Source organism: Aeromonas sp. 25-248 (assembly GCF_053005425.1).
Genome location: NZ_JBRKTB010000019.1, coordinates 29,819 through 54,410 on the forward strand (window position 1 = coordinate 29,819; position 24,592 = coordinate 54,410).

The 24,592-nt window shown below is 61.0% G+C and carries 21 protein-coding genes; 11 read left to right on the forward strand and 10 right to left on the reverse strand.

Features of this window, described 5'->3' with window-relative positions:
* The first annotated feature begins 7 nt into the window (after positions 1 to 7).
* The 3 genes from ACVDHI_RS19120 to ACVDHI_RS19130 all read left to right on the forward strand — a co-directional run bounded on the left by ACVDHI_RS19120 (position 8) and on the right by ACVDHI_RS19130 (position 3,127).
* Positions 8 to 418: a CBS domain-containing protein gene (locus tag ACVDHI_RS19120; protein WP_010675511.1), complete on the forward strand. Its 411-nt coding sequence runs from the start codon at positions 8 to 10 to the stop codon at positions 416 to 418.
* 328 nt (positions 419 to 746) lie between these two features.
* The gene (locus ACVDHI_RS19125; RefSeq protein WP_039040188.1) at positions 747 to 1,847 is read left to right on the forward strand and encodes a porin; all 1,101 of its coding nucleotides are present in this window, start codon (positions 747 to 749) and stop codon (positions 1,845 to 1,847) included.
* Between the two features lie 335 nt (positions 1,848 to 2,182).
* Positions 2,183 to 3,127, forward strand: a complete 945-nt coding sequence (locus ACVDHI_RS19130) for a chemotaxis protein CheV (protein WP_041212426.1) — start codon at positions 2,183 to 2,185, stop codon at positions 3,125 to 3,127.
* 87 nt (positions 3,128 to 3,214) lie between these two features.
* On the opposite strand, the gene ACVDHI_RS19135 is transcribed toward ACVDHI_RS19130, so the two are convergent.
* A complete protein-coding gene (locus ACVDHI_RS19135) occupies positions 3,215 to 3,823 on the reverse strand; it encodes an arylesterase (protein ID WP_039040186.1) in 609 nt (202 codons plus the stop codon).
* Between the two features lie 57 nt (positions 3,824 to 3,880).
* Here ACVDHI_RS19135 and ACVDHI_RS19140 point away from each other — a divergent pair, with 57 nt between their 5' ends.
* Together ACVDHI_RS19140 and ACVDHI_RS19145 are read left to right on the forward strand one after the other, a co-directional pair.
* Positions 3,881 to 4,591 (forward strand): ABC transporter ATP-binding protein, encoded by a 711-nt coding sequence (locus ACVDHI_RS19140; protein ID WP_201900633.1) that lies wholly within the window; start codon positions 3,881 to 3,883, stop codon positions 4,589 to 4,591.
* Positions 4,588 to 7,029, forward strand: coding sequence for an ABC transporter permease (locus ACVDHI_RS19145; RefSeq protein WP_447212414.1), 2,442 nt, complete (start codon positions 4,588 to 4,590; stop codon positions 7,027 to 7,029). Before ACVDHI_RS19140 ends, ACVDHI_RS19145 begins: the two co-directional genes overlap by 4 nt.
* Before the next feature lie 42 nt (positions 7,030 to 7,071).
* Here ACVDHI_RS19145 and ACVDHI_RS19150 read toward each other — a convergent pair whose 3' ends face one another.
* Complete coding sequence (locus tag ACVDHI_RS19150) at positions 7,072 to 7,977, reverse strand: TIGR01777 family oxidoreductase (protein ID WP_323880534.1); 906 nt, start codon at positions 7,975 to 7,977, stop codon at positions 7,072 to 7,074.
* Between the two features lie 245 nt (positions 7,978 to 8,222).
* Between ACVDHI_RS19150 and ACVDHI_RS19155 the strand changes: the two genes are divergently transcribed.
* On the forward strand, positions 8,223 to 9,764 hold the full coding sequence (locus ACVDHI_RS19155; protein WP_219596620.1) for an EAL domain-containing protein: 1,542 nt from the start codon (positions 8,223 to 8,225) through the stop codon (positions 9,762 to 9,764).
* A gap of 64 nt (positions 9,765 to 9,828) precedes the next feature.
* On the opposite strand, the gene ACVDHI_RS19160 is transcribed toward ACVDHI_RS19155, so the two are convergent.
* Together ACVDHI_RS19160 and ACVDHI_RS19165 are read right to left on the reverse strand one after the other, a co-directional pair.
* Positions 9,829 to 11,010: an aminotransferase-like domain-containing protein gene (locus ACVDHI_RS19160; protein ID WP_266141673.1), complete on the reverse strand. Its 1,182-nt coding sequence runs from the start codon at positions 11,008 to 11,010 to the stop codon at positions 9,829 to 9,831.
* A 199-nt stretch (positions 11,011 to 11,209) separates the two neighbouring features.
* Positions 11,210 to 12,277, reverse strand: a complete 1,068-nt coding sequence (locus tag ACVDHI_RS19165) for a M28 family metallopeptidase (protein ID WP_213319691.1) — start codon at positions 12,275 to 12,277, stop codon at positions 11,210 to 11,212.
* Between the two features lie 260 nt (positions 12,278 to 12,537).
* Between ACVDHI_RS19165 and trmB the strand changes: the two genes are divergently transcribed.
* The 4 genes from trmB to ACVDHI_RS19185 all read left to right on the forward strand — a co-directional run bounded on the left by trmB (position 12,538) and on the right by ACVDHI_RS19185 (position 15,949).
* Complete coding sequence (gene trmB / locus ACVDHI_RS19170; protein ID WP_324063361.1) at positions 12,538 to 13,251, forward strand: tRNA (guanosine(46)-N7)-methyltransferase TrmB; 714 nt, start codon at positions 12,538 to 12,540, stop codon at positions 13,249 to 13,251.
* 26 nt (positions 13,252 to 13,277) lie between these two features.
* On the forward strand, positions 13,278 to 13,610 hold the full coding sequence (locus ACVDHI_RS19175; RefSeq protein WP_042879866.1) for a YggL family protein: 333 nt from the start codon (positions 13,278 to 13,280) through the stop codon (positions 13,608 to 13,610).
* A 96-nt stretch (positions 13,611 to 13,706) separates the two neighbouring features.
* The gene (gene glsB / locus ACVDHI_RS19180) at positions 13,707 to 14,627 is read left to right on the forward strand and encodes a glutaminase B (protein ID WP_010675499.1); all 921 of its coding nucleotides are present in this window, start codon (positions 13,707 to 13,709) and stop codon (positions 14,625 to 14,627) included.
* Positions 14,628 to 14,665: 38 nt separating this feature from the next.
* On the forward strand, positions 14,666 to 15,949 hold the full coding sequence (locus ACVDHI_RS19185) for a sulfurtransferase (RefSeq protein WP_406569183.1): 1,284 nt from the start codon (positions 14,666 to 14,668) through the stop codon (positions 15,947 to 15,949).
* An 82-nt stretch (positions 15,950 to 16,031) separates the two neighbouring features.
* On the opposite strand, the gene ACVDHI_RS19190 is transcribed toward ACVDHI_RS19185, so the two are convergent.
* The 6 genes from ACVDHI_RS19190 to ACVDHI_RS19215 form a co-directional block, all read right to left on the reverse strand.
* Positions 16,032 to 18,119, reverse strand: coding sequence for a YjbH domain-containing protein (locus tag ACVDHI_RS19190; RefSeq protein WP_324063363.1), 2,088 nt, complete (start codon positions 18,117 to 18,119; stop codon positions 16,032 to 16,034).
* Positions 18,119 to 18,868 carry a capsule biosynthesis GfcC family protein gene (locus ACVDHI_RS19195; protein WP_324063365.1) on the reverse strand — a complete coding sequence of 250 codons (750 nt, stop codon included), beginning with the start codon at positions 18,866 to 18,868 and terminating at the stop codon, positions 18,119 to 18,121. Before ACVDHI_RS19195 ends, ACVDHI_RS19190 begins: the two co-directional genes overlap by 1 nt.
* Positions 18,865 to 19,509, reverse strand: a complete 645-nt coding sequence (locus ACVDHI_RS19200) for a YjbF family lipoprotein (RefSeq protein ID WP_141651337.1) — start codon at positions 19,507 to 19,509, stop codon at positions 18,865 to 18,867. Before ACVDHI_RS19200 ends, ACVDHI_RS19195 begins: the two co-directional genes overlap by 4 nt.
* A gap of 66 nt (positions 19,510 to 19,575) precedes the next feature.
* A complete protein-coding gene (locus ACVDHI_RS19205; protein ID WP_154676070.1) occupies positions 19,576 to 19,821 on the reverse strand; it encodes a hypothetical protein in 246 nt (81 codons plus the stop codon).
* Between the two features lie 107 nt (positions 19,822 to 19,928).
* Positions 19,929 to 20,888 carry a Wzz/FepE/Etk N-terminal domain-containing protein gene (locus ACVDHI_RS19210; protein ID WP_042014284.1) on the reverse strand — a complete coding sequence of 320 codons (960 nt, stop codon included), beginning with the start codon at positions 20,886 to 20,888 and terminating at the stop codon, positions 19,929 to 19,931.
* Between the two features lie 47 nt (positions 20,889 to 20,935).
* The gene (locus tag ACVDHI_RS19215; protein WP_324063367.1) at positions 20,936 to 23,476 is read right to left on the reverse strand and encodes an SLBB domain-containing protein; all 2,541 of its coding nucleotides are present in this window, start codon (positions 23,474 to 23,476) and stop codon (positions 20,936 to 20,938) included.
* An 878-nt stretch (positions 23,477 to 24,354) separates the two neighbouring features.
* On the opposite strand from ACVDHI_RS19215, the gene ACVDHI_RS19220 reads away from it, so the two are divergent.
* Entirely contained in the window at positions 24,355 to 24,561 is a 207-nt protein-coding gene (locus ACVDHI_RS19220; RefSeq protein WP_010675497.1) for a YgdI/YgdR family lipoprotein, read from the forward strand.
* The last annotated feature ends 31 nt before the right edge of the window (positions 24,562 to 24,592 follow it).

Genomic DNA, 24,592 nt, shown 5'->3' on the forward strand with positions numbered 1-24,592 from the left:
GCTGACCATGTTGATTAAAGAGATCATGACGACCCGGGTCGCGACCGTTTCCATGGATGACAGGCTGAGCGTCATCAAGGAGATCTTCGAGCAGGCCCATTTCCGCCACCTCCTGGTGGTGGAAGAAGAGGAGCTGGTGGGGGTCATCTCGGACCGGGATCTGCTGCGTGCCATCAGCCCCTATCTGGACACGGATGCCGAGATGAACCGGGACACCGAGACCCTCAACCGGCGCGCCCACCAGATCATGAGCCGTGAACCCATCACCGTCTCCCCCGAACGCTCCCTGAAAGAGGCCGCCGGCCTCATGCTGGAGCACCAGATCTCCTGTCTGCCTGTGCTGGAAAACGGCGCCCTGGTGGGCATAGTGAGCTGGAAGGACCTGCTGAGGGTCATGCGCGGCTGGCAGCCGGTCTGACGGGGCGGGGAAGGTGTGCGGGGAGCCCGTGTCGCCCGGCAGGGCTTCCCTGCTTCTCGCCTTGTTGAAGGATTAAACTGCTTTTATCCCGTTTTATAGATCACTTGTATTGCTATATTGATTTTCTTGGTCATAAATTCCGCAAGAATTATTTCGCGTGACACTATGTGTCGCGGCGTCAGCTCGAATTGATGCTTTTATAATTAATCGTTCGCCGCTTCAGTTCCCATCAAGGTTTCCGGATCTACCTTAGGCCATCGGCACATCAACCGATCATCACGACCGAACTCTGGTCTGACAGAGAGTGCTTACACCTGAGGAAAGAACAATGAAAAAGACAGCATTGACGATGGCCATCTCCAGCCTGCTGCTGGCCGGTGGTGCACAGGCCGCCAACGTTTACGATCAGAATGGTACCAAACTGGACATCGGCGGCCGCGTCAACGGCATGTACTACGGCACCGATGACAACGCCACCGAAGGCGATGCCAGCTACCTGCGTCTGCACATCGCAGGTGAAACCAAGGTTGACGAGGATCTGACCGCGTTCGGCTTCGCCGAGTACAACCTGCCGGTTTCCGGTTCTGACAACGACGAGCTGCGTTACGCCTATGCGGGCATCAAGCACGATCGCTTCGGTGCCTTCAGCTACGGTCGCCAGGACGGTCTGTTCACCAAGGCGGTGAACAACTACACCGACGTGCTGCCGGAGTGGGGTGGTGATGGTCTGGGCAAGGACACCGAGGTGTTCGGCACCGGCCGTACCAACGGCCTGGCCCAGTACATGTACAACTGGCAGGGGCTGACCCTGGGTGCCCAGTTCACCGGCAACAACGACCCGCAGAACGCGAGCCGCAGCGAGCGCGTCGGTCCGAACAGCACCTGGAGCCCGAAAGGTTCTTCCGAGGGGTATGCCCTCTCTGCCAACTATGACTTCAACATGGGCCTGAGCCTGGGTGCCGCCTACAACCAGGCTGGCAAGACCGACGAGCAGGCCGAGAACGTGAGCTTCGGCGGCGACAACGACGCCAAGCTGTTCGGGGTGGGCGCCAAGTATGCCGTCGGCAACCTCTACATGGCCGCCACCTACTCCCACGGTGAAGATCACCTCTTCGTGGACACCGGCTCCATGCGCGGTTACGCCGAGAAGATGGATGGCTACGAAGCGGTCGTGCAGTACAACATCACGCCGAAGTTCAAGCCCTCCCTGGCCTACCTGCGTACCGACGTGAAGGACAGCGCTCACGGCATCGATGACACCGCGACCGAATACGTCTCCGTGGGTGCCTGGTACAACTTCACCGACAACTTCAATGCCTACGTGGACTACAAGATCAACCTGCTGGACGAAGTGGGTTCCACCGGCAAGAACAGCCTGAACAAGTCCACCGACGACATCGTCGCCGTGGCCCTGCAGTACAACTTCTAAGTCGTCCCGGACGCACTGCACATCCCAGGACCGGCCCATGTGGCCGGTCTTTTCGTTGCTGGCTGACCGCGCTGGATGACAAGAGCGGCACGTCGGGGTTCAGCAATGGCCCCGTGTGGTCGATACCCTTGTTGTCGGGGCCGGTGCGTGGCTGTGCTTGCCATGAGGCAGTGATGGGGCGATGATCACGCCCCGTGGTCAAGATCCTATCTTTCCTCGACGCTTTTCATTATTTCTATATAGGCTTGCGTTGTCCCGACAGGGAAAGCGGGGCTGGTTGGCATGTCGCAGCTCCGGTGCGGGGCAATTTCGGGAAATGGACGTAAGGGCGTTATATGGCGAGCATATTGGATTCAGTGGATCAACGTACCCAGCTTGTAGGGGAGAATCGCCTGGAACTGCTGATGTTCCGTTTGGGTGCCCAGCAACTGTTTGCGATCAACGTCTTCAAGGTGCGGGAAGTGGTCAAGCTGCCCCATCTGAACAAGATGCCGGGGTCCCACCACAACATCAGCGGTGTTGCCAACATTCGCGGCGTCTCCATCCCCGTCATCAACCTGCGCGGTGCCATCGGGATGCGTCCCATGGCCATCGATCAGGAGTCCAACCTCATCATCACCGAGTACAACCGCACCATTCAGGGATTCCTGGTGGGGCAGGTGGCCCACATCGTCAACATGACCTGGAAGGACATACTGCCGCCGCCCCGTTCGGCGGGTCGTGCCAACTACCTCACCGCCATTACCCGCATCCCGGAAGGGGGCGTCGACCAGATCGTCGAGATCATCGACGTGGAGAAGGTGCTGGCGGAGATCATCACCTATGACGTGCGTATCTCGTCCGAGGTGCTGGACGAGGAGATCCTGCCCCAGATGCAGGGACGCCGGGTGCTCATCGTCGATGACTCCAGCACGGCCCGCAACCAGGTGCGCGAGACCCTAGCCCAGCTCGGGCTCGAGGTCATCGAGTGCCAGGACGGCTTGCAGGCCCTCAAGCTGCTCAAGGGGTGGTGCGATGCGGGCAAGAAGGTGACCGACGAGATCATGCTGATGATCACGGACGCCGAGATGCCGGAGATGGATGGTTATCGCCTGACTCACGAGGTGCGCAGCGATCCGCGCATGTCCGATCTCTTCATCACCCTGAATACTTCTCTGAGCGGTAACTTCAACGAGGCCATGGTCAAGAAGGTGGGGTGTGATCGCTTCATCTCCAAATTCCAGCCCGACTTGCTGGTGGACGTGGCACAGCAGCGGATGCGGCAGATCCTGGGCCGTTGAAACCGGCACGCCGAACCATGAAAAAGCCCCCGCCATGCGGGGGCTTTTTGCTGGGCAAGGGGAAGGGCCAGGGGCCCGGCCACCGGGCTATTGTGTCAGCAGAGGCTCGACAAAGCGGGCGACCTTGTCGCGGATCCGGGGCTGGGCGGCGGCTGTCGGGTGCAGTCCATCGTTCATCATGAGTTCAGGGCGCAGCACAATATCATCCAGAAAGAAGGGCATCAGCGGCAGGTCGTTGGCCTTCGCAAGATCCGGGAAGATCTGCTCGAACTGTTGCAGATAGCGCGCCCCATAGTTGCGGGGCAGCAGGATCTGGGTCAGCACCGTCTTCGCCTGGTGCGCCCGGGTGAGCTCGATCATCTTGGTCAGGTTGGCCCGGGTGATGGCGGGAGCAAAGCCCCGCAGCCCGTCGTTGGCGCCGAGTTCGATCAACACCCAGTCCGGTTTGTGGGTTTCGAGCAGGGCGGGCAGGCGGGCCAGGCCGCCCTGGGTCGTTTCACCGCTGATGCTGGCATTGATGAGGGTGTGTTCTCCCCCCTGCTGCTGCCACTTTTCATTGAGCAGGGCAGGCCAGCTCTGTTCGGCCTGCATCTGGTAGCCGGCACTCAGGCTGTCGCCCAGTACCAGCAGGGTCTGGGCCTGGACGGACGCTGCCCAGCAGCACAGGCAACTCACGGCAAACAAGAGACGCATCATGCAGTCAACTCCCACGTTCTATTGTCATTACAGGTTCAGGCAAACAGGATACCCAAGATGAGTTCAACGCCCATTATCGCCGTCAGGGGGCTCGGTAAAACCGTTCGCCTCGGTCAGGAAAGCCTCACCATCCTTGAAGGGATCGATCTGCAAGTCAATACCGGCGAGACGCTGGCGCTGGTCGGTGCGTCCGGTTCCGGCAAGTCCACCCTGCTCGGTTTGCTGGCCGGTCTCGATCTGCCGAGCCGCGGCGAAATAGAGATCCTCGGCCACTCCCTCACCCGGCTGGACGAGGAGGGACGCGCCAGGCTGCGGGCCGAGCAGGTGGGGTTCGTGTTCCAGTCGTTCCTGCTGCTGCCCACCCTGAGCGCCCTGGAAAACGTCATGTTGCCGGCCGAGCTGCGGGGGGAGACCGACAGCGAGCCCCGTGCCAGGGAGCTGCTGGCCCAGGTCGGTCTGGGAGAGCGGTTGCACCACCTGCCGCCGCGCCTCTCCGGCGGCGAGCAGCAGCGGGTCGCCATTGCCCGTGCCTTCATGACCCGCCCCAGTCTGCTGCTGGCGGACGAGCCCACCGGCAACCTCGACAGCAAGACCGGGGAGACGGTGATCGAACTGCTGTTTCGTCTCAACCGCGAGCACAACACCACCCTGGTGGTGGTGACCCATGACCATGAGCTGGCCCAGCGCTGCCAGCGGCAGCTGGTGATGTCAGCCGGGCGGCTGGAGGCACAGACTGTCATGGCTGCCAGGGTGGGAGAGCTGTCATGAGTCAGTGGCGACTGGGATTGAAGCTGCTGCGCCGGGAAGGGTTCAGCGGCGAGCTGCGCTGGTTTGTGCTGGCGCTGGCGCTGAGCGTCGCCTGCGTGCTCAGCGTGGCTCTGGTGGCGGATCGGCTGGACGCTGGGCTCAAGGCCTCCGGGCGGGATTTCATCGGAGGGGACAGGGTGCTGCGCTCCGCGACGCCGGCACCGGCAGAGTGGCTGGCGCAGGCGCATCAGGAGGGGCTGGCCGTGCAGACCACGGTCAGCTTCAACAGCATGCTGTTTCACGGCGATACCCTGCAACTGGCCTCCATCCGCGCCGTGCCCGGGGATTTTCCCTTCTACGGCAAGCTGGAGCTCACTCCCCAGCGCGCCCCGGCGCCCGGCGAGATCTGGCTCTCAGCCAGGGTGATGCAGCTGCTCGGCGCCAAGGTGGGGGAGGCACTCGAGGTCGGCAACACCCGGCTGACGGTGGCAGGGGAGCTGGGCCAGGAGCCGGATCAGGGGTTCAGTCCCTTCCAGATGGCGCCAAGGGCCTTGATCCACAGCGCCGATATCGAGGCGACCGGGGCCCTGCTGCCGGGCAGTCGCCAGCAGTGGCGCTATCTCGTCAAGGGGCCCCGTGACGCCATCGCCCGCTATGAGGCCTGGCTCAACCCCAGGCTGAGCGCCGGGCAGAAGCTCGTCAAACCCGACGATCAGGGTACCCAGGTGGGGAAATCCCTGGGTAATGCCGAGCGCTTCTTCCGTCTGGCATCCCTTGCCGGCGTGCTGCTCGGCGCCCTGGCCATGGGGATAGCGGTGCGCCATTTCGCCGAGCGCCAGACCAACATGGTGGCCCTGCTCAAGACCCTGGGGGCCTCGCGGCGCACCCTGTGGCAACTGATGGGCACCCTGCTGTTCTCCCTGACCCTGGTGGGGGCCCTGATGGGGCTGGTGGCGGGCAGTGTCATGCAGTGGCTGACCCTGAACCTGCTGGGGGATCTGCTGCCTGCGGATCTGCCGCCCCCCTCCTGGCGACCCTTCGCCCTGGGCCTCGCGGTCGCCTTCTTCATCACCCTGATGCTGGCGTTCGTCCCCTTCCTGAGGCTGCTCAAGGTACCGCCGCTGCGGGTGCTGCGCCGGGAGCTGGAGGCGGGGATCCCCCCCTGGCTGACGGTGCCCGTGGGGCTCATCGGGCTGTTTGCCCTGGTGTGGGGCTTTACCGCCGACATCAGGCTGGCCTGCGGGCTCATCGGTGGCATGGGGGTGTTGATGGCGCTGCTGGCCCTGCTCGCCTCCGTGCTGCTGCGTCTTGGCAGTCGGCTCAAGGGGCCCCATGCCCTGCGCCTGGCCATCAATCACCTCTCCCGGGAGCGGGGCAGTGGTCTGTTCCAGCTGGCGGGCTTCGCCCTGGCCCTGATGCTGTTCGGGCTGCTGTGGGCGGCGCGGGTCGATCTGCTGGAGGATTTTTCCACCCGGTTGCCTGCCGACGCCCCGAACCGCTTCCTGGTCAATGTGGCGGACAGCGAGCGGGAAGGGATCCTGGCCGATCTGCACCAGGCCGGGGCCATCACCTCGGACTTCTACCCCATGGTGCGCGGGCGCTTGACCCGTATCGCCGGTGAGGCGGTGGGGGAGGATGCGGCGCGGGAGGGGGTGGACAGGGAGCTCAACTTCACCACCACATCGGCCCTGCCCGCCGACAACAAGGTCACTGCCGGTCAATGGCTGGTCGGCAAGGGGGAGGTCTCCGTCGACGAGGTACTGGCGGGACGGCTCGGCATCGCACTCGGAGACGTGCTCGGCTTCACCATAGAGGGGCGGGCGTTCGAGGCCAGGGTGACCAGCCTGAGGTCCATCAAGTGGGACAACATGAGGCCGAACTTCTACATGATCTTCTCGCCGGACGTGCTGGCCCCCTTCTCCCAGACCTGGCTCGGCAGCTATCGTCTGCCGCCTGAGGGGCGAGGGGCAGAGGTGGAACTCATCCGCCGCCACCCCACGGTGAGCCTCATCGATGTGGAGGATCTGATAGGCCGCCTCACCCTGGTCTCCGACCAGGTGAGCCGCGCCCTGGGGCTGATGCTCGGGCTGGTGACGGTGGCCGCCCTGCTGGTGCTGCTGACCCAGACCCAGGCCGGCATGGCCCATCGGCGCCGGGAGCTGCTGCTGATGCGCACCTTGGGGGCGGGCAGCGCCCTGCTCGAGAAGATGCTGCGCTGGGAGCTGGTGGCGAGCGGTGCCCTGGCAGGGCTTTGCGCCGCCATGGTGGTGGAGCTCTGCTCCTTCGGCCTGCAGTGGTGGTGGGAGGGGGCGCAGTGGCAGTTCCACTGGGCCATCTGGGCTGCAATCCCCCTGCTTGGGGCCGTGCTGGTGACCCTGGCCGGACAGGGCATGCGCCGCCAACTGCTGGCGGGTACCCTGAGCGACCGGCTCAGGGGACTGGGGCAGGGGCTGCTCTGATGGCTCGACACATCCCGACCTTGGTCGGGATGTGTCATTGGGTCAACGGGGTGAGTGCAGCAGATTGTCCAGAGCGCCGGGCAAGGCCGGGAAGCTGAAGTGGAAACCGGCCTGCTGCAAGCGGGCGGGCAGTACCTGCTGTCCGGTGAGCATCAGATCCGCCGCCTCTCCCATCAGGAGTCGCAGGAGGGGGGCCGGTACGAAGAAGAGGTGCGGGCGATGGAGCGTGGCGGCCAGGGTCTCGCTGAACCGGCGATTGCTGACCGGTTGCGGGGCCGTGCCGTTGAAGATGCCGTCACACTCGCCGTGCTCGATGAGAAACAGCATGGCCCGCACCAGATCCTGCACGTGGATCCAGCTCATCATCTGGGTGCCGCTGCCCATGGGGCCGCCGAGGCCCAGGCGGTAAGGGGGCAGCATCCTGGGCAAGGCGCCCCCCTCCATGCCGAGTACCAGGCCTATGCGCAGGATGCAGACCCGGGTCTGGGCCGAGCGGGCCTGCTGGGCAAGCTGCTCCCACTGCTGACAGAGACGGTGGGTGAATTCGTCGTGAGGGTTCTGGCATGTTTCATCCAGAGGGGCGTCATCCTGGCGGCCATACCAGCCGATGGCGGAGGCATTGAGCAGCAATCTGGGGGGCGTGCTGGAGAGTTTGACGAGATCCACCAGCTGTTCGGTCAGCAGCCAGCGGCTGTTGCAGAGCAACTGCTTGCGGGACTCGCTCCAGCGTCCGGCGGCGATGGGTTCGCCGGCCAGGTTGATGACGATGTCCACGTCATTGAGGTGATCCAGCCTGTCCAGACTGTCCAGCAGGGTGACATCGTGGCCGAGCAGCTCGTAGGCCCGGCTGCCCTGGCGGGTCAGCACGACTACTTCGTGCGCCACCTTGAGGTGTGCCACCAGACGGCGGCCGATAAACCCCGTGCCCCCCGTGATCAGTATCTTCATGTCCTGCCTCCCTGACGCTCTAGGGTCTACTCTAGAGCCTGGGTGCCCGATGGACAAGCTCCTGTTTTTATGAGCATTATGATTTTTGTCTCCCAAGACGCCGCCCCCTTTATCCACGGGGTTGCCGGGCGTTGCGACCACGGGGGGCGCCGTGGCGCGGCGGTATCAGGGGCTCATTCCGGCTTGCCAAACGGGCGCCAGCGGGTAAACTCGAGCGCTTTTTCGCCATGTTCATGAGGGCCGTTATGCCATTTCGACGTTTGAAGGTGCGTCAATTCTATGTCCGGCTGCTCTGTGCCTTGCTGGCCGGTCTGTTGCCCATGCTCCTTGGGCTCGTCATCGTCATCTGGCAGACCGCCACCGGCGTGAAACAGGATGCGGTGGCGCGCCTGGAACATGCCAGGGTCATGTTTGACCGCACTCTGGACAATGCCCAGTTGGCGGCGTCGGCCCTCACCGGCAGCCTGGGCAGGCCCTGTCTCGAGGTGGTGCAGGGGCTCAGGGATCAGGTGGCCACGGTGCCGGATGTGCGTAGCGTCAACCTGGCCAGGGGGGATCGGATCTACTGCTCTTCCCTCTATGGCCCGGTCGATGGCGGCATCAAACTGGATGACTATGTCGGGGGCAGGCTCGACCTGATGAAGGGCAACCCGGTCACCCCGAATCGTCCCCTCATCGCCTACCGGGAAGAGGTGGGCGAGTTCAGCGTGCTGGTGGGGGTCGACGGCTACTACCTGCTCAACATCCTGGACATGCTGAGCCGCAACTCCCCACTGGGGTTGGTGGTCGGCAACGAGATGTTGCTGCGAAACAGCGAGCTCACCGACAAGCTGATCCCCAAGGACCGCAGTGGCTATCTCGAACAGGTCTCGACCAGGTACCCGTTCAAGGTAGTGACCACGGTGTCGGTGGATGAGTACCGTGCCCACATCTGGGACTACTCCAAGGTGGGCGTCATTATTTATCCTCTGCTGAGCCTGCTGCTCGGGGTGGCGGTCTTCTGGCTGATGGGCCGTTCGACTTCGCCGGCCCAGGAGCTGAAACGGGCACTGTCCCAGCAGGAGTTCATCCCCTATCTGCAACCTGTGGTGAACGGGGAGGACGGCCAATGGAGCGGTTGCGAGGTGCTGATGCGCTGGCAACACCCCCGTCAGGGGATGATCTCGCCGGATCGCTTCATTCCCCTGGCAGAGGACAGTGGTCTCATCGTGCCCATGACCCGGCTGCTGATGGCGCAGGTGCGCGAACAGTTTGCGGGCAAGGCGCACCATCTGCCGCGAGGGTTCCACTTCGGCTTCAACATCTGCGCCAGCCACTGCAAGGATCTGAGCCTGGTGGAAGATTGCCGGGATTTCATCAACGCCTTCAAGGGGAATCCCATCAAGCTGGTGCTGGAGCTGACCGAGCGCGAGCTCATCGTGGCGGACGAGACGACGGACCGGCTCTTTGCCGAGCTGCATGCCCTCGGGGTCTTCATCGCCATCGACGATTTCGGCACCGGCCACTCCAGCCTGACCTACCTGCAGACCTTCCAGGTCGACTTCCTCAAGATCGATCAGAGCTTCGTCGGCATGATTGGGTCGGACGCGCTCTCCAGCCACATCGTGGAGAACGTCATCGATCTGGCGACCCGGCTCGGTCTGCAATTGGTGGCGGAAGGGGTGGAGAATCAGGTGCAGGCCGACTATCTGAAGGCCCGCGAGGTGACCTTCCTGCAGGGCTATCTGTTTGGCAGGCCCATGCCCATGAAGGAGTTTGTCAGCCAGCTGGCCGGGCAGGGGCGCTGAGGGGTAAGCGCGAGGCAAAAAAAAACCAGCGACCGGGTCGCTGGTTTTTTTATGGCCGGATGGCTCAGAGCATGCGGGCCAGGGCGCGGCACAGACGCTGAACCCCCTCTTCCGTGGTCGCCTCATCCACACAGGAGAAGCTCAGGCGCAGGGTGTTCTGGATCTCGGGGCGCACATAGAAGGGGGCGCCGGGCACGAAGGCAACCTTCTCCTTGATGGCCTCGTCGAACAGGGCCATGGCACTGACGCTGGGCGGCAGGGTCAGCCAGAGGAACATGCCCCCTTCGGGACGGGTGTAGCTGACGCCGGGCGGACAGTGGCGGGCGAGGGCGGCTTCCATGGCGGCACGCTGGCGACCATAGACCTCCTTGATCTTCTCCAGATGAGCGTCGAGGGAGTTGTCGGTCAGGAAGCGGTGCAGCACCTGCTGGCTGAAGGCGTTGCTGTGCAGGTCGGTGGCCTGCTTGGCGATGGTGACCTTCTTGCGCAGCCAGTCCGGCACCACCATCCAGCCCAGGCGGAAGGCGGGCACCACCGTCTTGGAGAAGGACCCGAGCAGCACGGTGTTGTGGGGGGCCAGCTTGGCGATGGGAGGGAGGTGTTCCCCCTCGAAGCGCAGCTCGCCATAGGGGTCGTCTTCCACCATCAGCAGATCGTGGCGCACCAGGCGCTCGGCCAGGGCTTCCCGGTTGGCGCGGCTGTAGGAAACACCACTTGGGTTCTGGAAGTTGGGCACGCCGTAGAGCAGCCTGGCACTGGTACCCTGCTCCAGCAGCGCATCCAGCGCGGCCAGATCCAGCCCCTCTTCACCCAGGGTGATGGGCTTGAAGTTCGGTTGATAGACGGAGAACGCCTGGATGGCGCCAAGGTAGCCCGGCTCTTCGATGATGAGATCCTGCCCCTCGTTCACCAGCACCTTGCCCAGCAGATCCAGCGCCTGCTGGGAGCCGCTGGTGATGAGGATGTTGTCCGGATTGACCTCCATGCCGTGGCGGCTCAGGTAGCGATCGGCGATGAACTGGCGCAGCGGGGCAAATCCCTCGGTGGTGGCGTATTGCAGCGCGGCGGCTCCCTGCTCGCGCAGCACGTCCTGGCACGCTTGCTCGATGGCCTTGACCGGGAACAGATGAGGGTTGGGCAGGCCGCCGGCGAAGGAGATGATCTCCGGATTGGCGGCAACTTTGAGGATTTCACGGATAAAGGAAGGCTCGACCTTCTCGAAGCGCTGGGCAAAAAACGGCTGCATAGGGTTCTCTCTGACTAGGTGGCGGTCGCTCCATTCAACCGCCAGGTTATCCGTTTGTATCAGATTTCAGAAATGAGGCAATGGCTGTCACAAAAATCCATAAAAAAGGGCAGGTTTGGCACCTGCCCGAATTTTATCGTCCCGACCCCGGTCAGGGGCGCAAAAACCCCTGTCAGGGGGGCATCGGGCGGGATGGGGGTCAGAGCCCCGGCGCCTTGAGGAAGCGGATCATCAGGTCGGTATTGGCCCCGAGTTGCTGCTCGATCCGGCCCGGGAAGAGCTCGGCCATCTTGTCGAGGCGATCATGCTCCGTGTGCCAGATCTTGCCCCACTGGGTCTCGCTGTCCCGGTCGCAGGCGCTCTTGGTGGCGTCGTCGTAGCAGTCCCACAGCGCCGGATTGGTGCTCTGGGAGTAGCCGTCATAGCCATCTTCCCCGTTGATGGTGAAGTTGGTGGCCTCCACGTAGGCGATGGGCACCCCCAGGCAGGCAAAGGGGGCATGATCGGACCAGCTGCCGGTCTCCCCTTCCGGATAGCCGCTGTAGCTGGGGTGGATGGCGAATGGGGTGGCGGTCTGCTGGGAGATGGCCAGCAGGCGATCGCGCACCTTGGGATCGAAGCTGTAGCGGCTCGGGTCGGCGCAGTTGTACTCGGCCACGTCGGAGTGGGCCGAGTGGACATAGACGATGTCACCCCCGGCGATGGTGTCGTAGTTCACCATGGCCAGCAGCTTGGCGACGGCGTCGGTGTCGAGACTGGCGGCATAGGCTTTGGATCCGTTGAGGCCGTTCTCCTCGGCGCCGAAGAAGGCGAAGCGCACCGTGTAGGGCAGGGTCTCTCCCTTGAGTGCCTCGGCAACCGCCAGCAGGGCGGCGACGCCGGCCCCGTTGTCGGTGGCGCCTTCGGATCCTTTCTTCTCGCCGGTGCTGTCATAGTGGGCACCGATGAGGATCACCCTGTCGCTCTGACCCTTGAGCTCGGCGACGATGTTCTGGGAGGTGCGTTCGGTGCCGCCCCGGGTGTAGGTGAATGGCTGGTTCTGCACCTCGTAGCCCCAACCGGCCAGGTGATCCTGGATCCAGGCGGCGGCGCGGGTTTCGGCCTCGGTGCCTGTGGGACGAGCGCCTATCCCTTCTGCGCCAGAGCTCAGTTGCACCAGAAATTCATGGGCTTGAGCCGCGGGGGCAGGGGGTTGGGAGTCGTTGTCAGAGGGGTTGCAACCGGCCAGCAGGGCAGGCAGGACGAGGGCCAACAGGGTTTTCTTCATACTGCAATCCTTTGTTGTATATGGTTTTATTTTTCCGCGTCAGGATGAACCCGACGTCCGGCAGATTCTGTGAAGGGGGTGGCATTTGTCAACCTTGCCGGTGGATGTGGGCAGTCCCGGGGGATTTGTTGTGGGAAACACTTGCGCCTTGTGCCTATCTTGGGATAATTCGCTCCCCTGTTTTTGCGAACTGATGCAATAACGAGCGATCCATTTATGTCGGCTCTGTTCCAGAGCGATGCAATAACGAGCAATTTACTATGTCTGTGACCCAAGATGTGTTTAACGAAGACGGCAAGTTCATGCGCAAGATCCGCAGCTTCGTCCGTCGCGAAGGCCGCCTGACCAAAGGGCAGGAGAAGGCCCTGGAAGAGCTCTGGCCGGTCATGGGCATCGATTTCGCACCAGAGCCGCTCGACATGGTGGCCCTGTTTGGCCGCGAGGCACCCGTGGTGCTGGAGATCGGGTTCGGCATGGGCGCCTCCCTGGTGGAGATGGCCAAGAACTCCCCCGAGAAGAACTTTATCGGCATCGAGGTGCACTCTCCGGGTGTGGGCGCCTGCCTTGGCACCGCCCAGGAGGCGGGCGTCACCAACCTGCGCGTCATCTGCCACGATGCGGTGGAAGTGCTGGAGCACATGATCCCGAACGGTTCTCTCTCCTGCCTGCAGCTCTTCTTCCCGGACCCCTGGCACAAGAGCCGCCACCACAAGCGTCGCATCGTGCAGCCTGCCTTTGCCCAGGATATCCGCCAGAAGCTTGCCATCGGTGGCGTCTTCCACATGGCCACCGACTGGGAGAACTACGCCGAGCACATGCTGGAGGTGATGAGTGCCGCCGAGGGGTACGAGAACACCTCCGCCACCGGCAACTGGGTGCCCCGTCCCGACTGGCGCCCCCTGACCAAATTCGAGCAGCGTGGCCATCGTCTGGGCCACGGTGTCTGGGATCTGATTTTCAAACGAGTCAACTGAGTCAACGTATCAACTAAGGAGCTATCATGGCCAACCGTAGCCGCCGTCTGCGTAAGAAACTGCGCGTCGATGAATTCCAGGAAATGGGGTTCGACATCAGTTTCAACTTCCCGGTCGGCACCGCCGAAGAGACCATTGATGCCGTGGTCGATGCGCTGATCGACGAGGTGATTGAGCCTCGCAAGCTGGCCTTCGCCGGCTCGGGTCACCTGGCCTGGGAAGGGATGATCTGCACCCAGCAGCTCGGCAAGTGCTCCGACGAAGACCGTTCCGCCGTTCAGACCTGGCTGCAAGGCAAAGGGCTGGAGGCCGTGGTGGTCACCGAGCTGTTCGATCTCTGGTACGGCGAGCCGGCCTGATATCTGACTGCCTCCCGGGCAGATAGAAAATCCCGCCGCCGGCGGGATTTTTGTCGGTGGGCTGGCCCCGCCTCGTTTCACGTCATGGAAAAGCCAATGGTGTTGTCATCCGAATTACTGGCCGGCATCCTGGAAGAGGTGCGTCCGCTGCTCGGGCAGGGGAAGGTGGCCGATTACATTCCCGCCCTGGCCCAGGTGCCTGCCGATCGGCTGGGGATCGCGGTCTGTACCGTTGAAGGGGAATTGTTCACCGCAGGTGACGCTTTCGAGCCCTTCTCCATCCAGAGTATCTCCAAGGCCCTGAGCCTCACGCTGGCCTTGACCCTCTATCAGGAGGAGGAGATCTGGGCCAGGGTGGGCAAGGAGCCCTCCGGCCAGCCGTTCAACTCCCTCGTCCAGCTGGAGTTCGAGCAGGGCATTCCCCGCAACCCCTTCATCAACGCCGGTGCCCTGGTGGTGAGCGATCTGCTGGAAACCCGGCTCACCGCTCCCCGCCAACGCACTCTGGAGCTGGTGCGCCGCCTGTGCGGCAACCCGGCCATCATGGCGGATCAGGTGGTGGCGCGCTCCGAGTACCAGCACTCCGCCCGCAATGCCGCCATCGCCTATCTGATGAAGGCCTATGGCAACTTCGAGAACGAGGTGGACAAGGTATTGCAGAGCTACTTCAATGCCTGCGCCATCCGCATGAGCTGCGTCGATCTGGCACGAGCCTTCGTCTATCTGGCCAACCGGGGCGTGCCCCTTGGCGAGAGCACGCCCCTGCTGCCGGCCCGGACCACCAAGCAGGTCAATGCCCTGCTCGCCACCTGCGGCCTCTATGACGAGGCGGGCGACTTCGCCTACCGGGTCGGCATGCCGGGGAAATCCGGGGTGGGGGGCGGCATCATGGCGCTGATCCCGGGAGAGCTTTCCATCTGCGTCTGGTCACCCGAGCTCAACAAGGCGGGCAACTCCCTGGCCGGGACGGCGGCGCTGGAGCTGCTGGCCGAGCGCCTGGGCCGCTCCATTTTTTAACTCTCTTCACTATGCATCGAGACGACATCATGAAACGAATGACTGGACTGTGGCGAAGCTGCCTGACCGCCTTGCTGCTCTGGTGTGCCTGGCCCGCGCTGGCCGCCGAGCTGCCCCCGCTCTCCCTGGCGGATGCCAAGGGGAAGGAGGCGGTGATCCTGGATACCCGCCCGAGCTATTTCTATCAGGGCTGGCCCATGGACGGGGAGAAGCAGGGGGGCCATGTGGCCGGTGCCGAGCTGCTCTCCGCAGAGTGGAAATACAGTGACGAGGAGTGGCCTGTGGCGCTTGCGAGCAAGGGTCTGAAGGCCGACAAACCCGTCGCCCTCTATGGCACCCCTCGCGAGGTGGCCGAGGTGGCCCGTCTGCTGCGCCAGCAGGGCATCAAGCAGCTGTTCGAGCTGCAGGGATGGAAAGAGGCGCCCCGGGAGCATCTGGCACGCTGGCAGCAGCTGGTCCATCCGCTCTGGCTGGCGGACTTGCAGGCAGGCAAACCGGTCATCGCCGCCCCCAAGGGGGAGTGGAAGGTGTTCGAGGTGGACTGGGGATCCCCCAAGGCCTATCTGCTGAGCCACATTCCGGGAGCCGGCTACATCGACACCAACCGGCTGGAAGGGGAGCCGCTGTGGAACAAGGTCTCTGACGAGGCGCTCAAGGCGCTGCTGCTGGAGAACGGCATCCGTCATGACACCACCGTCATCCTCTATGGCCGCAACACCATGGCGGCGGCCCGTGCGGCCCATCTGATGATGTATGCGGGGGTCGAGGATGTGCGGCTGCTGGATGGCGGGCTGGAGGCCTGGTTTGTGCAGCATCTGCGCACCGAGACCGGGCTGGCCAACAAGTTCACCCCGGCCAAGGAGTTTGGCGTGGCCATCCCGGCCCATCCCGAGTACTACACCACCCTTGACCAGGCCAAGGCCCTGCTCAAGCAGCCGGACGGCGCCCTGGTCAGCGTGCGCACCTGGGACGAGTTCGTGGGCAATACCTCGGGCTACAGCTACATCAAGCCCAAGGGGGACATTCCCGGGGCCAGATGGGGTCACGGCGGGGTGGATGCCAACAGCATGAGCGACTTCCACAACCCGGACGGCACCATGAAGCCCGCCCGCGAGATCCTCGCCATGTGGGATGAGTGGAATATCGAGCCGACCCAGCAGGCCGCTTTCTACTGCGGCACCGGCTGGCGTGCCTCCGAGGCCTTCTTCTACGCCTGGTTGATGGACTGGAAGCGGATCAGCGTCTACGACGGCGGCTGGTTCGAGTGGAGCATGGATCCGGCCAACCCCACCGTCACCGGCGAGCGCAAGCCGGGCAACTGAGACGGCAAAGCCGAGCAGCGGAAATAAAAAAGCACCTTCATGGAAGGTGCTTTTTTTGTCTGCAAGGCATGGTGAACCGGGATCAGAAGGAGGCCACGCTGGTCTGGTCGTAGAGGCCGTACTTCCTTGACAGCATCTGGCCGCCGTCCCGGGTCAGGGGGACCCAGCTGATGTTGGCGCTGTCGATGGTGGACTTGAACATCATCAGGTCGAACGGGATGGTGATGTAGAGGCCCTTGGTGAAGCTCCCTTCGCCGTACTCCTCCGCCGACACATTGGTGAAGGTGGCAAAGAAACCGGCGCTGATCCCCGAATCAAAGGTCTTGGCGAAGTTGAACGTGGCGCCATAGTCCCCCGCGAGGTAGCGACCCACCGAGATCTGGGCGGTCACCTTGTCCAGAAACGCCGGTTGCCAGTAGGTGGTGACATGGCCGGTGGCGATCTGATAATCGGCGAGCTGGAGGGTGTTCTCCCAGTCCCGCTGCCTGACCAGGTTGAGATCGGCGCCGATGGCCCAGTTGCGGTTGAAGGGGCGATACAGGGCCTCCCCGCCGACACCGGCATACATCATCTCCAGATAACCGCCATAGGCCTGGCCGTACCAGCCATCGGCAAACTTGTCCATGTGGGTGAGCTGCAGGTTGTTGAGCAGCACATTCGATGACGTCACGTACTCCCGCACCCAGGTACGGACCCGGGGCAGGGCCTCTCCATCGGGCGGCGGCTCGGTGTAATTGAACTTGTCGTAGTTGTTGACGAGGTTGACGAAGACGGTGCTGCTCACCCAGTCGTGCTCGGTCATGTGCCAGTCGGTGTTGGCATTCAACCCGAGCTGGTACATGTAGAAACTCTCGGCTCCCCCGATGGACTGGCTCAGCTTGGGCACTATCTTGAAATCCCATGAGCGGGGTTCGGCTCCATGGCGCAGTGTGCCTTCGACGGGGGCCGGTGGCTGGTGGCTGACCTCGATCTCCTGTGTCTGGCCTAGGGGGAGATCGCTGTTGGCACGACGCACGGAGTCGAGATCGACTCGGCTCTCCTGCAGGGGCATCCCCTGCTTCTGCTCGATGATGCGCAGCTCTTTCACTGTGGAAGGCAGGGCATTGACGGCCAGCAGGGTGGCTCGCTGCTCGCTCTGGGCCTGATCCCTGTATCGGGTCTGCTCTGCCTCCAGCGTCAGGGTCTCCTTGTCACTGTAGAGTGAGGCCTGTTGCCAGCCCCCATTGCTGGCCAGCTGGGAAGAGAGCGTTGACCAGTCGACCTGCTCCAGGGAGTCGACCTGGCTGGCCTGATAGGCCGGAACGGGGGGATCCATGACCTTGGGCAGCGACAGGGAAGGGTCGTTGAAGTTGGTATGCCATGTCAGCCCCCACATCAGGGTATTGCCGCGCTGATAGCTGAGGTGCATGTCGAACACATCGTAAGGCTGGTAGACGATGCCCACATTGACAGGGGTGCTCTGAACGATGGCCCCCGCCGACTCGTGACTGTAGTCGTTGCCCTCGTATTCGAGCTTGAGCCTGAGGGGCTGCCAGGGGGTCTGGTACTCTATCCCTCCATAGAGGGCCGCCGGGCCATGGAACAGGCTGCCGAATTCAAACTTGCCGCCGCTGCCCGAGAAGCCGTCATCACGCTGACACCAGCCTTCACGGACTTCACAGAAGGGGTTCTTGATGTTGCCGCTCTGACCCATGTTTCCCCACGCCATTCCCAGGGTGAAATCAAGGTTCTTGTAGCGTTTGCTGGCGACGAGGTATTCGCTGTCAAAGAGCCCGGTCCCCATCACATCGCGCAGGCCCACAGAGACCTGTGGGCGCCAGGTGGATTCGGTCCAGAGTCGGGCTTTGACATCCAGCCCCTTGTCCTTGTAGGTCTGGTCGCCACTGAAATTCTCGTCATTGCTGTAGAGCCGGGTGCGAATGTCGGTGTATCTCAGGGTGGCTTCCAGCCAGGAGAATGGCTGCATGGAGATGGACCAGCGCCGGTATTCCTGGTCATCCATGTAGTTGAATGAAAACTCGCCTTCCGGAGCCATGCGTGCCGTCGGCATCTGGAGCAGGCCCACGCCACCAAAATCACTCTGGGTGGGGAGGAGAGGCGAGAAGCTGTCCGTGTTGGCAAACGCGAAGGGGGAGGCAAGCAGCGAGAGAGTGGCGATTCTGGTCAGCATTACTCGGGTATCCGATTAGCAATCATGTCGGCAATACGGAGATTGATGTTCTTGAACTGGGCAGGCAACAGCGCCGGATCGAAACCGGCAAACAGGGTTGCACCCGGCATGGGCTCGATATGGTATTCGTTCCACACCGCGACGGGGGACAACTGGACGCGGCCATCCGGCTGGATGAGATAGACCTCGCCAGGGTTGGCGCCGGGTAGCAGACTGTGACCCTGCCAATATTCAGCCAGCCCCTTGGCGGGTTCATGGGGCATGGACCTGCGACTGTTGATCAATCCCAGCAGGTAGAGGCTGGATGGCCTGCGAGAGAGATAGAGAGAATAGTCGCCAGACAGACGAGGGTTGTTTGCCGGCTCCACTCTGCTGAGATCCGGATCCAGCTTGATGTCAATCCGGCCGGCCACATCGAGCTGATCCAGCTCGCGCAGCAGTTGCTGGGTGGCCTGAACCAGACCTCCCTGATGCGCTCTCATCCAGAAAACCTGGAGGGCTTTCAGATCGCTGAGCAGCTGTTCTTTGGCTTGCTGTGCAGACTCATCCTGGGCGGGGGAGGAGATGATGGCGGCAGGCCAGTAGACGTAGCCGGGCAAGCCGGGCGCATTCAACAGCTGTTCCAGACGCTGGCTATCGGAGAGGGAAATGGTGGTCTTGCTGGCATGGCCGACCATCACCCGGGTGATGCTGTCGGCATGAAGCCAGGGGGCATAGCCAATCAGAAGCGAGAGTATGATTTTTTTCATGGTGCATAGGGCTTGGTGAAGACCATCTCGATGGTGCTGTTGTCAGGGCCGATGTGCTGAATGGTTTTTCTGACCAAGCCCGTTTTTTTGTCCAGCCAGTAATAATTCCGCCACGTCAGGTCATCCTTCACCGACTGGACCGTCTCTTCGTAGAGGGAGGTTGTCAGCACGGCGCCATTGATATCCAGATTTTCATCAGCCAGCTGTTTGAAGGTGGCGTGGAGGTTTCTTCCGCTGTGGCGAAGTTGCGCCCATTCGGCCAGATAACTGAATTGGGCATCGCCTGGAATGACGGCCTGACTCAAGGGATCCGCCATGGTGGCGGCGAAATAGCGAAGATCATTATCCAGCTTGAGCGTCTTGGTAATTCGACCATGCTCGGTCACTATCAAGCCTCTGTCGCTGCTGACCCAGGAGAGGCGATCCCCCTCGGCAAAGGCGAGCACGAGCAATACAGGTGGTCTGTCGTCAACGGTGAGCAATGCACTGGCATAGGGCAGCTTTTCGATGGCTTCCGGGGAAATGGTTATCTCATCATCCGCAGTGAAGATATATTTGAGCTGTTGATAGCTATCAACGTTGCTGTCTGCACAGCCAAACAACAACATTGATAGCAATAAAAGAATGCGCTTGATTAGCATGAAAGCATCACTGAATAAATAGAAAAACAATAAAGACTGCCCTGAGGCAGTCTTTATTTCATTATATCAACGAGCTGTGCTGGTGACAGTCGAGGGGTTGTCGTCGTTGTTGTTGCTGGCAACGGCAACGGCAACACCGATGGCAGCAGCAGCGGCTACGCCAACGGCGATGGCACCAGCGGTGATGCCACCGACAGCAGCAGCGCTAGCAGCACCGGCACCGGCAGCGGCGCCACCAGTGCTGGCGCCTGCGCCAGCAGCGACTGTTTCTGCAGCCATGGTCGGGCTGGACAGGGCCAGCAGTGCAGTCATAATCAAAACACTCTTCTTCATATATTTCCCTTATAAAATCAGAATAGTCGACGATCGTTCTACTCTATTGTGATGGCAAGCCATCGTTTTTGATCAATTTGCATCCATTATTTTTTATCATGACGGAATGCAAATCGAACCAAAATTATCATCACCCCCAACATGCCGCCCAAGAGGGCACCCAATACGACGATGAGTGCCCGTTTCGGCTTTATTTTCTCTTCGGCGATAACGGCAGGGTCAAGCACTTTAAAGACATATTCCTGATTGACTTCGGCGAGCATCAAGGTTTTGGTCTGCTCTTCTATCAATTGATAAAAGACTTTCTGCATATCGGCAACGGAAGTTTTGGAGAGTTGTTCGGTCAAATAGGCGATATTGCGTTTTGACTCCTCCTGATCCCGCTGTTTCATGGTGCTGTTGAGATCGTCGATCAACCAGTCCACCCACTGTTTTGCCAGTTGCGGGGAGTAGAAGTCGACGCTGACGGTCAGCAGCCCTGTCTTGGGGTCGCTGTTGAGATTGACCAGGCTCCTGAACGCCTTGATGAGCTCCCAGTCAGTGGGCTCGGGAGACCTGCCGGGCGGCATCTCGCGGACCCACTGATGGGACTGGGTGTCATAGACTTTGGGGTCGATGAGCAGCTCCCCCGTGGTTTTATCCATGCCGGTGGCGGCGATCAGGGGGACGGCCAGTTGATGGCGACGAATGAACTCCCCGAGAAACAGCCGCGACTTGCCCACCTCGATGGCGATGGAAGCCTTGTCTCCACCTTTATTGCCCAGATCGACCCCGGCCAGACTGGCCAGCCCGCCGAAGCGGGAGGCCAGCGCGGAGAGTCCTCCCCCCTGTTGTTCAAGGGAGGGGGTCAGGAGCGCTTCGGCACGATAGATGTTGGGACTCCACAGTGCGAAGGCAACGGCGAGACAGGTCGCGATCAATGTGGTGGCAAAGAGCCACCACTTGCCTTGCCACAGGGCAATAGCCAGCTCTCGCAGGTCGATTTCATCGCTTGCCGGAGCAAGATCCCTCGGCAAGGGAATGACGTTCGCTTTTTGTGCTTCCATGATGATTTGATGAGTCCTATGGAATATGACTGGACGCGTCCAGCGCGTTACTTGATGGCGGACCAGGCGACGCCCAACTGATACATGATCTGGGTCGCCGAAGACATGATGCTCAGGTTGTCCAGATAGTCGGAATCCACCGGCACTATGATGGTGTCCCCCGGCTCCAGGCTCTTGCGTCCGCCAAACCAGCTGTCATTGGGCAGCATCACGCTGCCGTTGGCCTTGATGACATAGACGCGATCGGTATCGGCTTGTTTCTTGGTACCACCGGCCAGGCTGATGTACTCGTTGATGCTGGTCTCCTCTTTGTAAATATGGGAAGAGGGGAACTGCACCATGCCCGCGATGGAGACCACGTTCTGCATGGTCGGGATATAGAGTTTGTCGCCATCCTCAAGCAGGACGTCCGACTGCTTCTCTCCGGCCAGCAGGGCTGGCATGTCGATGGTCATGCGTCCTATGGCCTTGCTGTTTTCCAGCTGGTTGACCACCGACATGGCTTCGGCAGGGGAGCTGCTGTAGTTGGCAATGGTGCTCTGTCTGCGCAAGGTCATGGTCGAGATCTCCTGGCGAAGTTCATCGCGCAGCATCACCAGCCGCTCTTCCTCCTGCTTGCGCAGGGCCTTGCGGGCGAAGATGGCTCCGTTGGGGTTGGCGTAGGTCGTGATGCCACCCACGCGCTCGATCAGATCGTGCAGGCTCTCTCCCCGGCGCACGGTGTAAGTGCCCGGGAATTTCACTTCACCGAAGACCTGGACGGTCGCCTCTTCCCGCCATTGGGGATGGGGCAGGACGTTGATGTTGTCCTTGGATTGCAGCAGCGGTGAACCGTAAGGGCTGTTGGCAGTATCCAGCGAGAATCGCTCGTTCTGTACCAGGATGCTGTCGCCCCGCTCATTGACGCGGGAGAGTTCGACAACGTTGGCCTGCTCGTTGAATCCGCCGGCGGCCAGGATGGCATCGGACATGCGACTGTTGTCGGTCAGCGGGTAGAGGCCCGGGTATTTCACTTCGCCACGCACTTCCATGATCTTCACCGGCTGACCCAGCGTAGACTGTGCCTTCAGGCGCTCGATGACAGGCGCCAGAAGGGCTTGCCGTGAATCGGCGACCACTGCGTCCGTGGCGGTCTTGTCGGACAGGGAGGAGAGCTTGATCTGAGAGTCATTGCTGAGCTCGTCACTCTTGACATCGGCGCCGGTGGAGACATCGGTCCGCATCATGGCGGCGTTGTCCAGCTCTCTTGCCTTGGTCTTGAGATCCTTCACTCTGGTCGAGGTCGCGGCAGTCTCTCTGAGCCGGTCAGTGGCATCGTTGCGGAACACCAGCACCTGATCCCTGGCCTGGAGTACCACATCGTCCTTGCTGCCCGGCTGTTGCAGCGCCTTGCCCAGGTTGAACTGGATCACGCTGATATTGCGCTGGGAATCCACTTCCCTGACGACCAGGGCATAGCTCAGATCGGTCGCGGAGATGAGATCCCGCTGAACGCTCTTGAGCAGGTTGCTGATGCGGGTGCCCGGGGTATAGCTGTAGACGCCATCACGTACTACGGCCCCTTTGACGACGATGGCCTGACTGTACTCGGTGCTGCTCGGTTTGACCGAAATCTTGTCACCGTCCCGGATGCTGAACTGACGATCATGGTCATTGGCCAGCGTCAGGTTGAAGACCTTCAGACCGGTGTCTGTATGACGTTCTACCGAGACTTCCTGCAAGGCGGACGCCTTTACGCCACCGGCCAGGGCGAGCACGTCCGCCAGGGGGGCCGAATTTCTCAATTCGTAGATGGCGGGGCGCTTGACCAGTCCGCTGATGGACACTTCACTGCCTTTGGCCGGGACGAAGACGGTATCTCCCGCCTGCAGGCGAATATCCTGGCTGGTATCCCCCCAGACCAGCATCTTGTACAGATCAACATCGATGACTTTCTGTCCGGCCCGCTTGACCTGGATCTTGCGCAGGGAGCCGACGGTATCGATGCCGCCTGCCGCCTGCAAGACCTGGGTGACGGTCGCCATGCCGCTGACATTGTAGGCACCGGGGCGATAGGCATCCCCCATCACAAAGACCTGCATGGCGCGCATGGAACCAAAGCTGATGAAGGAGTTGACGCCTATCATCTGCTCCTTGATCCGGGTTTCAAGGTCGCTTCTGAATTGCTGGAAGGTCAACCCACTGGCGGAGATGGGACCGAGACTGGGGAAATCGATGAAGCCTTCGCGACCGACGCTCAGGTCATAGACCGCGTTTTCCTTGCCATACAGCTGCACATGGATTTCATCCCCCGGGCCAATGACATAATCATCAGCAACGGGCATGTCGGTCACCGGGGCATCCAGAATGGGTTCACCGGCGAACACATTGTAACCGAATGGTTGGAGCTCCCCTGGCTGGGCGACTCCTGCGATCAGCGGGCGCTGGGATACCTGGCTGTAGTCGACCTCCCGTGGCGCCGCTACCGGTGTTGACGGGGTGACAGGGGTCATGGCGCTGGCATTCTGGAACTGGTCGACAGAAATACCGTATTGCTTGGCCAGAGCCTGTTGCTGATCAGCGGGGAGGCGCTTGAATTGTTCCATCATCTGCGGGCTGATTTGCGGCGCAGCGAATGCATTTAAACTAATCGCAGCTAATATCCATGGCGCTGTTATAAATTTCATTTTAGGTAAAGCCTTGCAATGTGTTTGTTCAGATTGCTGAAGATGGTGAGTAATAAATAGGGTGTTTACTCGGCAATTGAGTAAATTAGACTTTCTTTATATATCCGTGAAAAAATAACAAGCCCCGTATATTAGAACATGCTTGTGTGACGTTTTTATATGCAAGGCACCCAGGTATATGGAAGGCCTGGGTATGCTCAGTGTTGTCAGCATGAGGAGCAAACCACCCGCAGGGGCAGGGATGGCATGACTGGTACTTGGCGTCAGCGTGTTGCCCCGTGCACGGTAATTATTGTGTCTTCGCTCATTATGAGTGTCACAACGTCCATGCTGGTCGGGAGTAAAAAGACATGGCTACCGCATCCGAAGGGCAAATCGGCATGGGATGTGTATTTTTTGTTATTTTTCCAGGCTGACTGACAGTGTGCGTCGCACCTGATGGTCAAAGCGTCAAATTATTGATTGTGTTGGCAATGACAATGACATTTGTTTTCCGCGCGGAAATCTATCAAAAGTGTATTTTTTTGCAACATATATCAGACAATTCCTACGGCTGATATCGGATTATTCCTTTGTTTGATCAGAAGGCACATTAAATAGCCGGGTATAAGACCACATGTTGATAACTCAGTATGCCGGATGTTATGGCTTTGTTTCTGGCGCCTGACTAGGGTGTCGTATAAGGCTTGTCTGGCAGGGTTGACTTTTTGCTCTAATTTTATGGCTGCTGCAGTCAGAAACCCATACTGAGCTAGGCTTCACCTATCACCGCCAGGGTGAGCGTGAAGAAGGGGAGAGTGATGAAAGCTGTGATGATGCTGATTTGTCTGTTGGGATTGGCGGGGTGCAGCTCCCAATACATCATGAGCACCAAGGATGGCAAGATGATTGCCACCGACAGCAAACCCAGGTTGGACGAGACCACAGGCATGTATCGCTATTACGATGAAGAGGGGAGGGAAGTGCATATCAACAAGGACGACATCACCCAGATCATGGAGCGTTGAGGCTCTCCTCAAGCAACAAGGGCTGCCCGGG

Excerpts from the sequence above, each read along its gene's own strand:
- ACVDHI_RS19120 (WP_010675511.1), top strand. The coding sequence starts at position 8 with ATGTTGATTAAAGAGATCATGACGACCCGGGTCGCGACCGTTTCCATG.
- ACVDHI_RS19125 (WP_039040188.1), top strand. The coding sequence starts at position 747 with ATGAAAAAGACAGCATTGACGATGGCCATCTCCAGCCTGCTGCTGGCC.
- ACVDHI_RS19130 (WP_041212426.1), top strand. The coding sequence starts at position 2,183 with ATGGCGAGCATATTGGATTCAGTGGATCAACGTACCCAGCTTGTAGGG.
- ACVDHI_RS19135 (WP_039040186.1), bottom strand. The coding sequence starts at position 3,823 with ATGATGCGTCTCTTGTTTGCCGTGAGTTGCCTGTGCTGCTGGGCAGCG.
- ACVDHI_RS19140 (WP_201900633.1), top strand. The coding sequence starts at position 3,881 with ATGAGTTCAACGCCCATTATCGCCGTCAGGGGGCTCGGTAAAACCGTT.
- ACVDHI_RS19145 (WP_447212414.1), top strand. The coding sequence starts at position 4,588 with ATGAGTCAGTGGCGACTGGGATTGAAGCTGCTGCGCCGGGAAGGGTTC.
- ACVDHI_RS19150 (WP_323880534.1), bottom strand. The coding sequence starts at position 7,977 with ATGAAGATACTGATCACGGGGGGCACGGGGTTTATCGGCCGCCGTCTG.
- ACVDHI_RS19155 (WP_219596620.1), top strand. The coding sequence starts at position 8,223 with ATGCCATTTCGACGTTTGAAGGTGCGTCAATTCTATGTCCGGCTGCTC.
- ACVDHI_RS19160 (WP_266141673.1), bottom strand. The coding sequence starts at position 11,010 with ATGCAGCCGTTTTTTGCCCAGCGCTTCGAGAAGGTCGAGCCTTCCTTT.
- ACVDHI_RS19165 (WP_213319691.1), bottom strand. The coding sequence starts at position 12,277 with ATGAAGAAAACCCTGTTGGCCCTCGTCCTGCCTGCCCTGCTGGCCGGT.
- trmB (WP_324063361.1), top strand. The coding sequence starts at position 12,538 with ATGTCTGTGACCCAAGATGTGTTTAACGAAGACGGCAAGTTCATGCGC.
- ACVDHI_RS19175 (WP_042879866.1), top strand. The coding sequence starts at position 13,278 with ATGGCCAACCGTAGCCGCCGTCTGCGTAAGAAACTGCGCGTCGATGAA.
- glsB (WP_010675499.1), top strand. The coding sequence starts at position 13,707 with ATGGTGTTGTCATCCGAATTACTGGCCGGCATCCTGGAAGAGGTGCGT.
- ACVDHI_RS19185 (WP_406569183.1), top strand. The coding sequence starts at position 14,666 with ATGACTGGACTGTGGCGAAGCTGCCTGACCGCCTTGCTGCTCTGGTGT.
- ACVDHI_RS19190 (WP_324063363.1), bottom strand. The coding sequence starts at position 18,119 with ATGCTGACCAGAATCGCCACTCTCTCGCTGCTTGCCTCCCCCTTCGCG.
- ACVDHI_RS19195 (WP_324063365.1), bottom strand. The coding sequence starts at position 18,868 with ATGAAAAAAATCATACTCTCGCTTCTGATTGGCTATGCCCCCTGGCTT.
- ACVDHI_RS19200 (WP_141651337.1), bottom strand. The coding sequence starts at position 19,509 with ATGCTAATCAAGCGCATTCTTTTATTGCTATCAATGTTGTTGTTTGGC.
- ACVDHI_RS19205 (WP_154676070.1), bottom strand. The coding sequence starts at position 19,821 with ATGACTGCACTGCTGGCCCTGTCCAGCCCGACCATGGCTGCAGAAACA.
- ACVDHI_RS19210 (WP_042014284.1), bottom strand. The coding sequence starts at position 20,888 with ATGGAAGCACAAAAAGCGAACGTCATTCCCTTGCCGAGGGATCTTGCT.
- ACVDHI_RS19215 (WP_324063367.1), bottom strand. The coding sequence starts at position 23,476 with ATGATGGAACAATTCAAGCGCCTCCCCGCTGATCAGCAACAGGCTCTG.
- ACVDHI_RS19220 (WP_010675497.1), top strand. The coding sequence starts at position 24,355 with ATGAAAGCTGTGATGATGCTGATTTGTCTGTTGGGATTGGCGGGGTGC.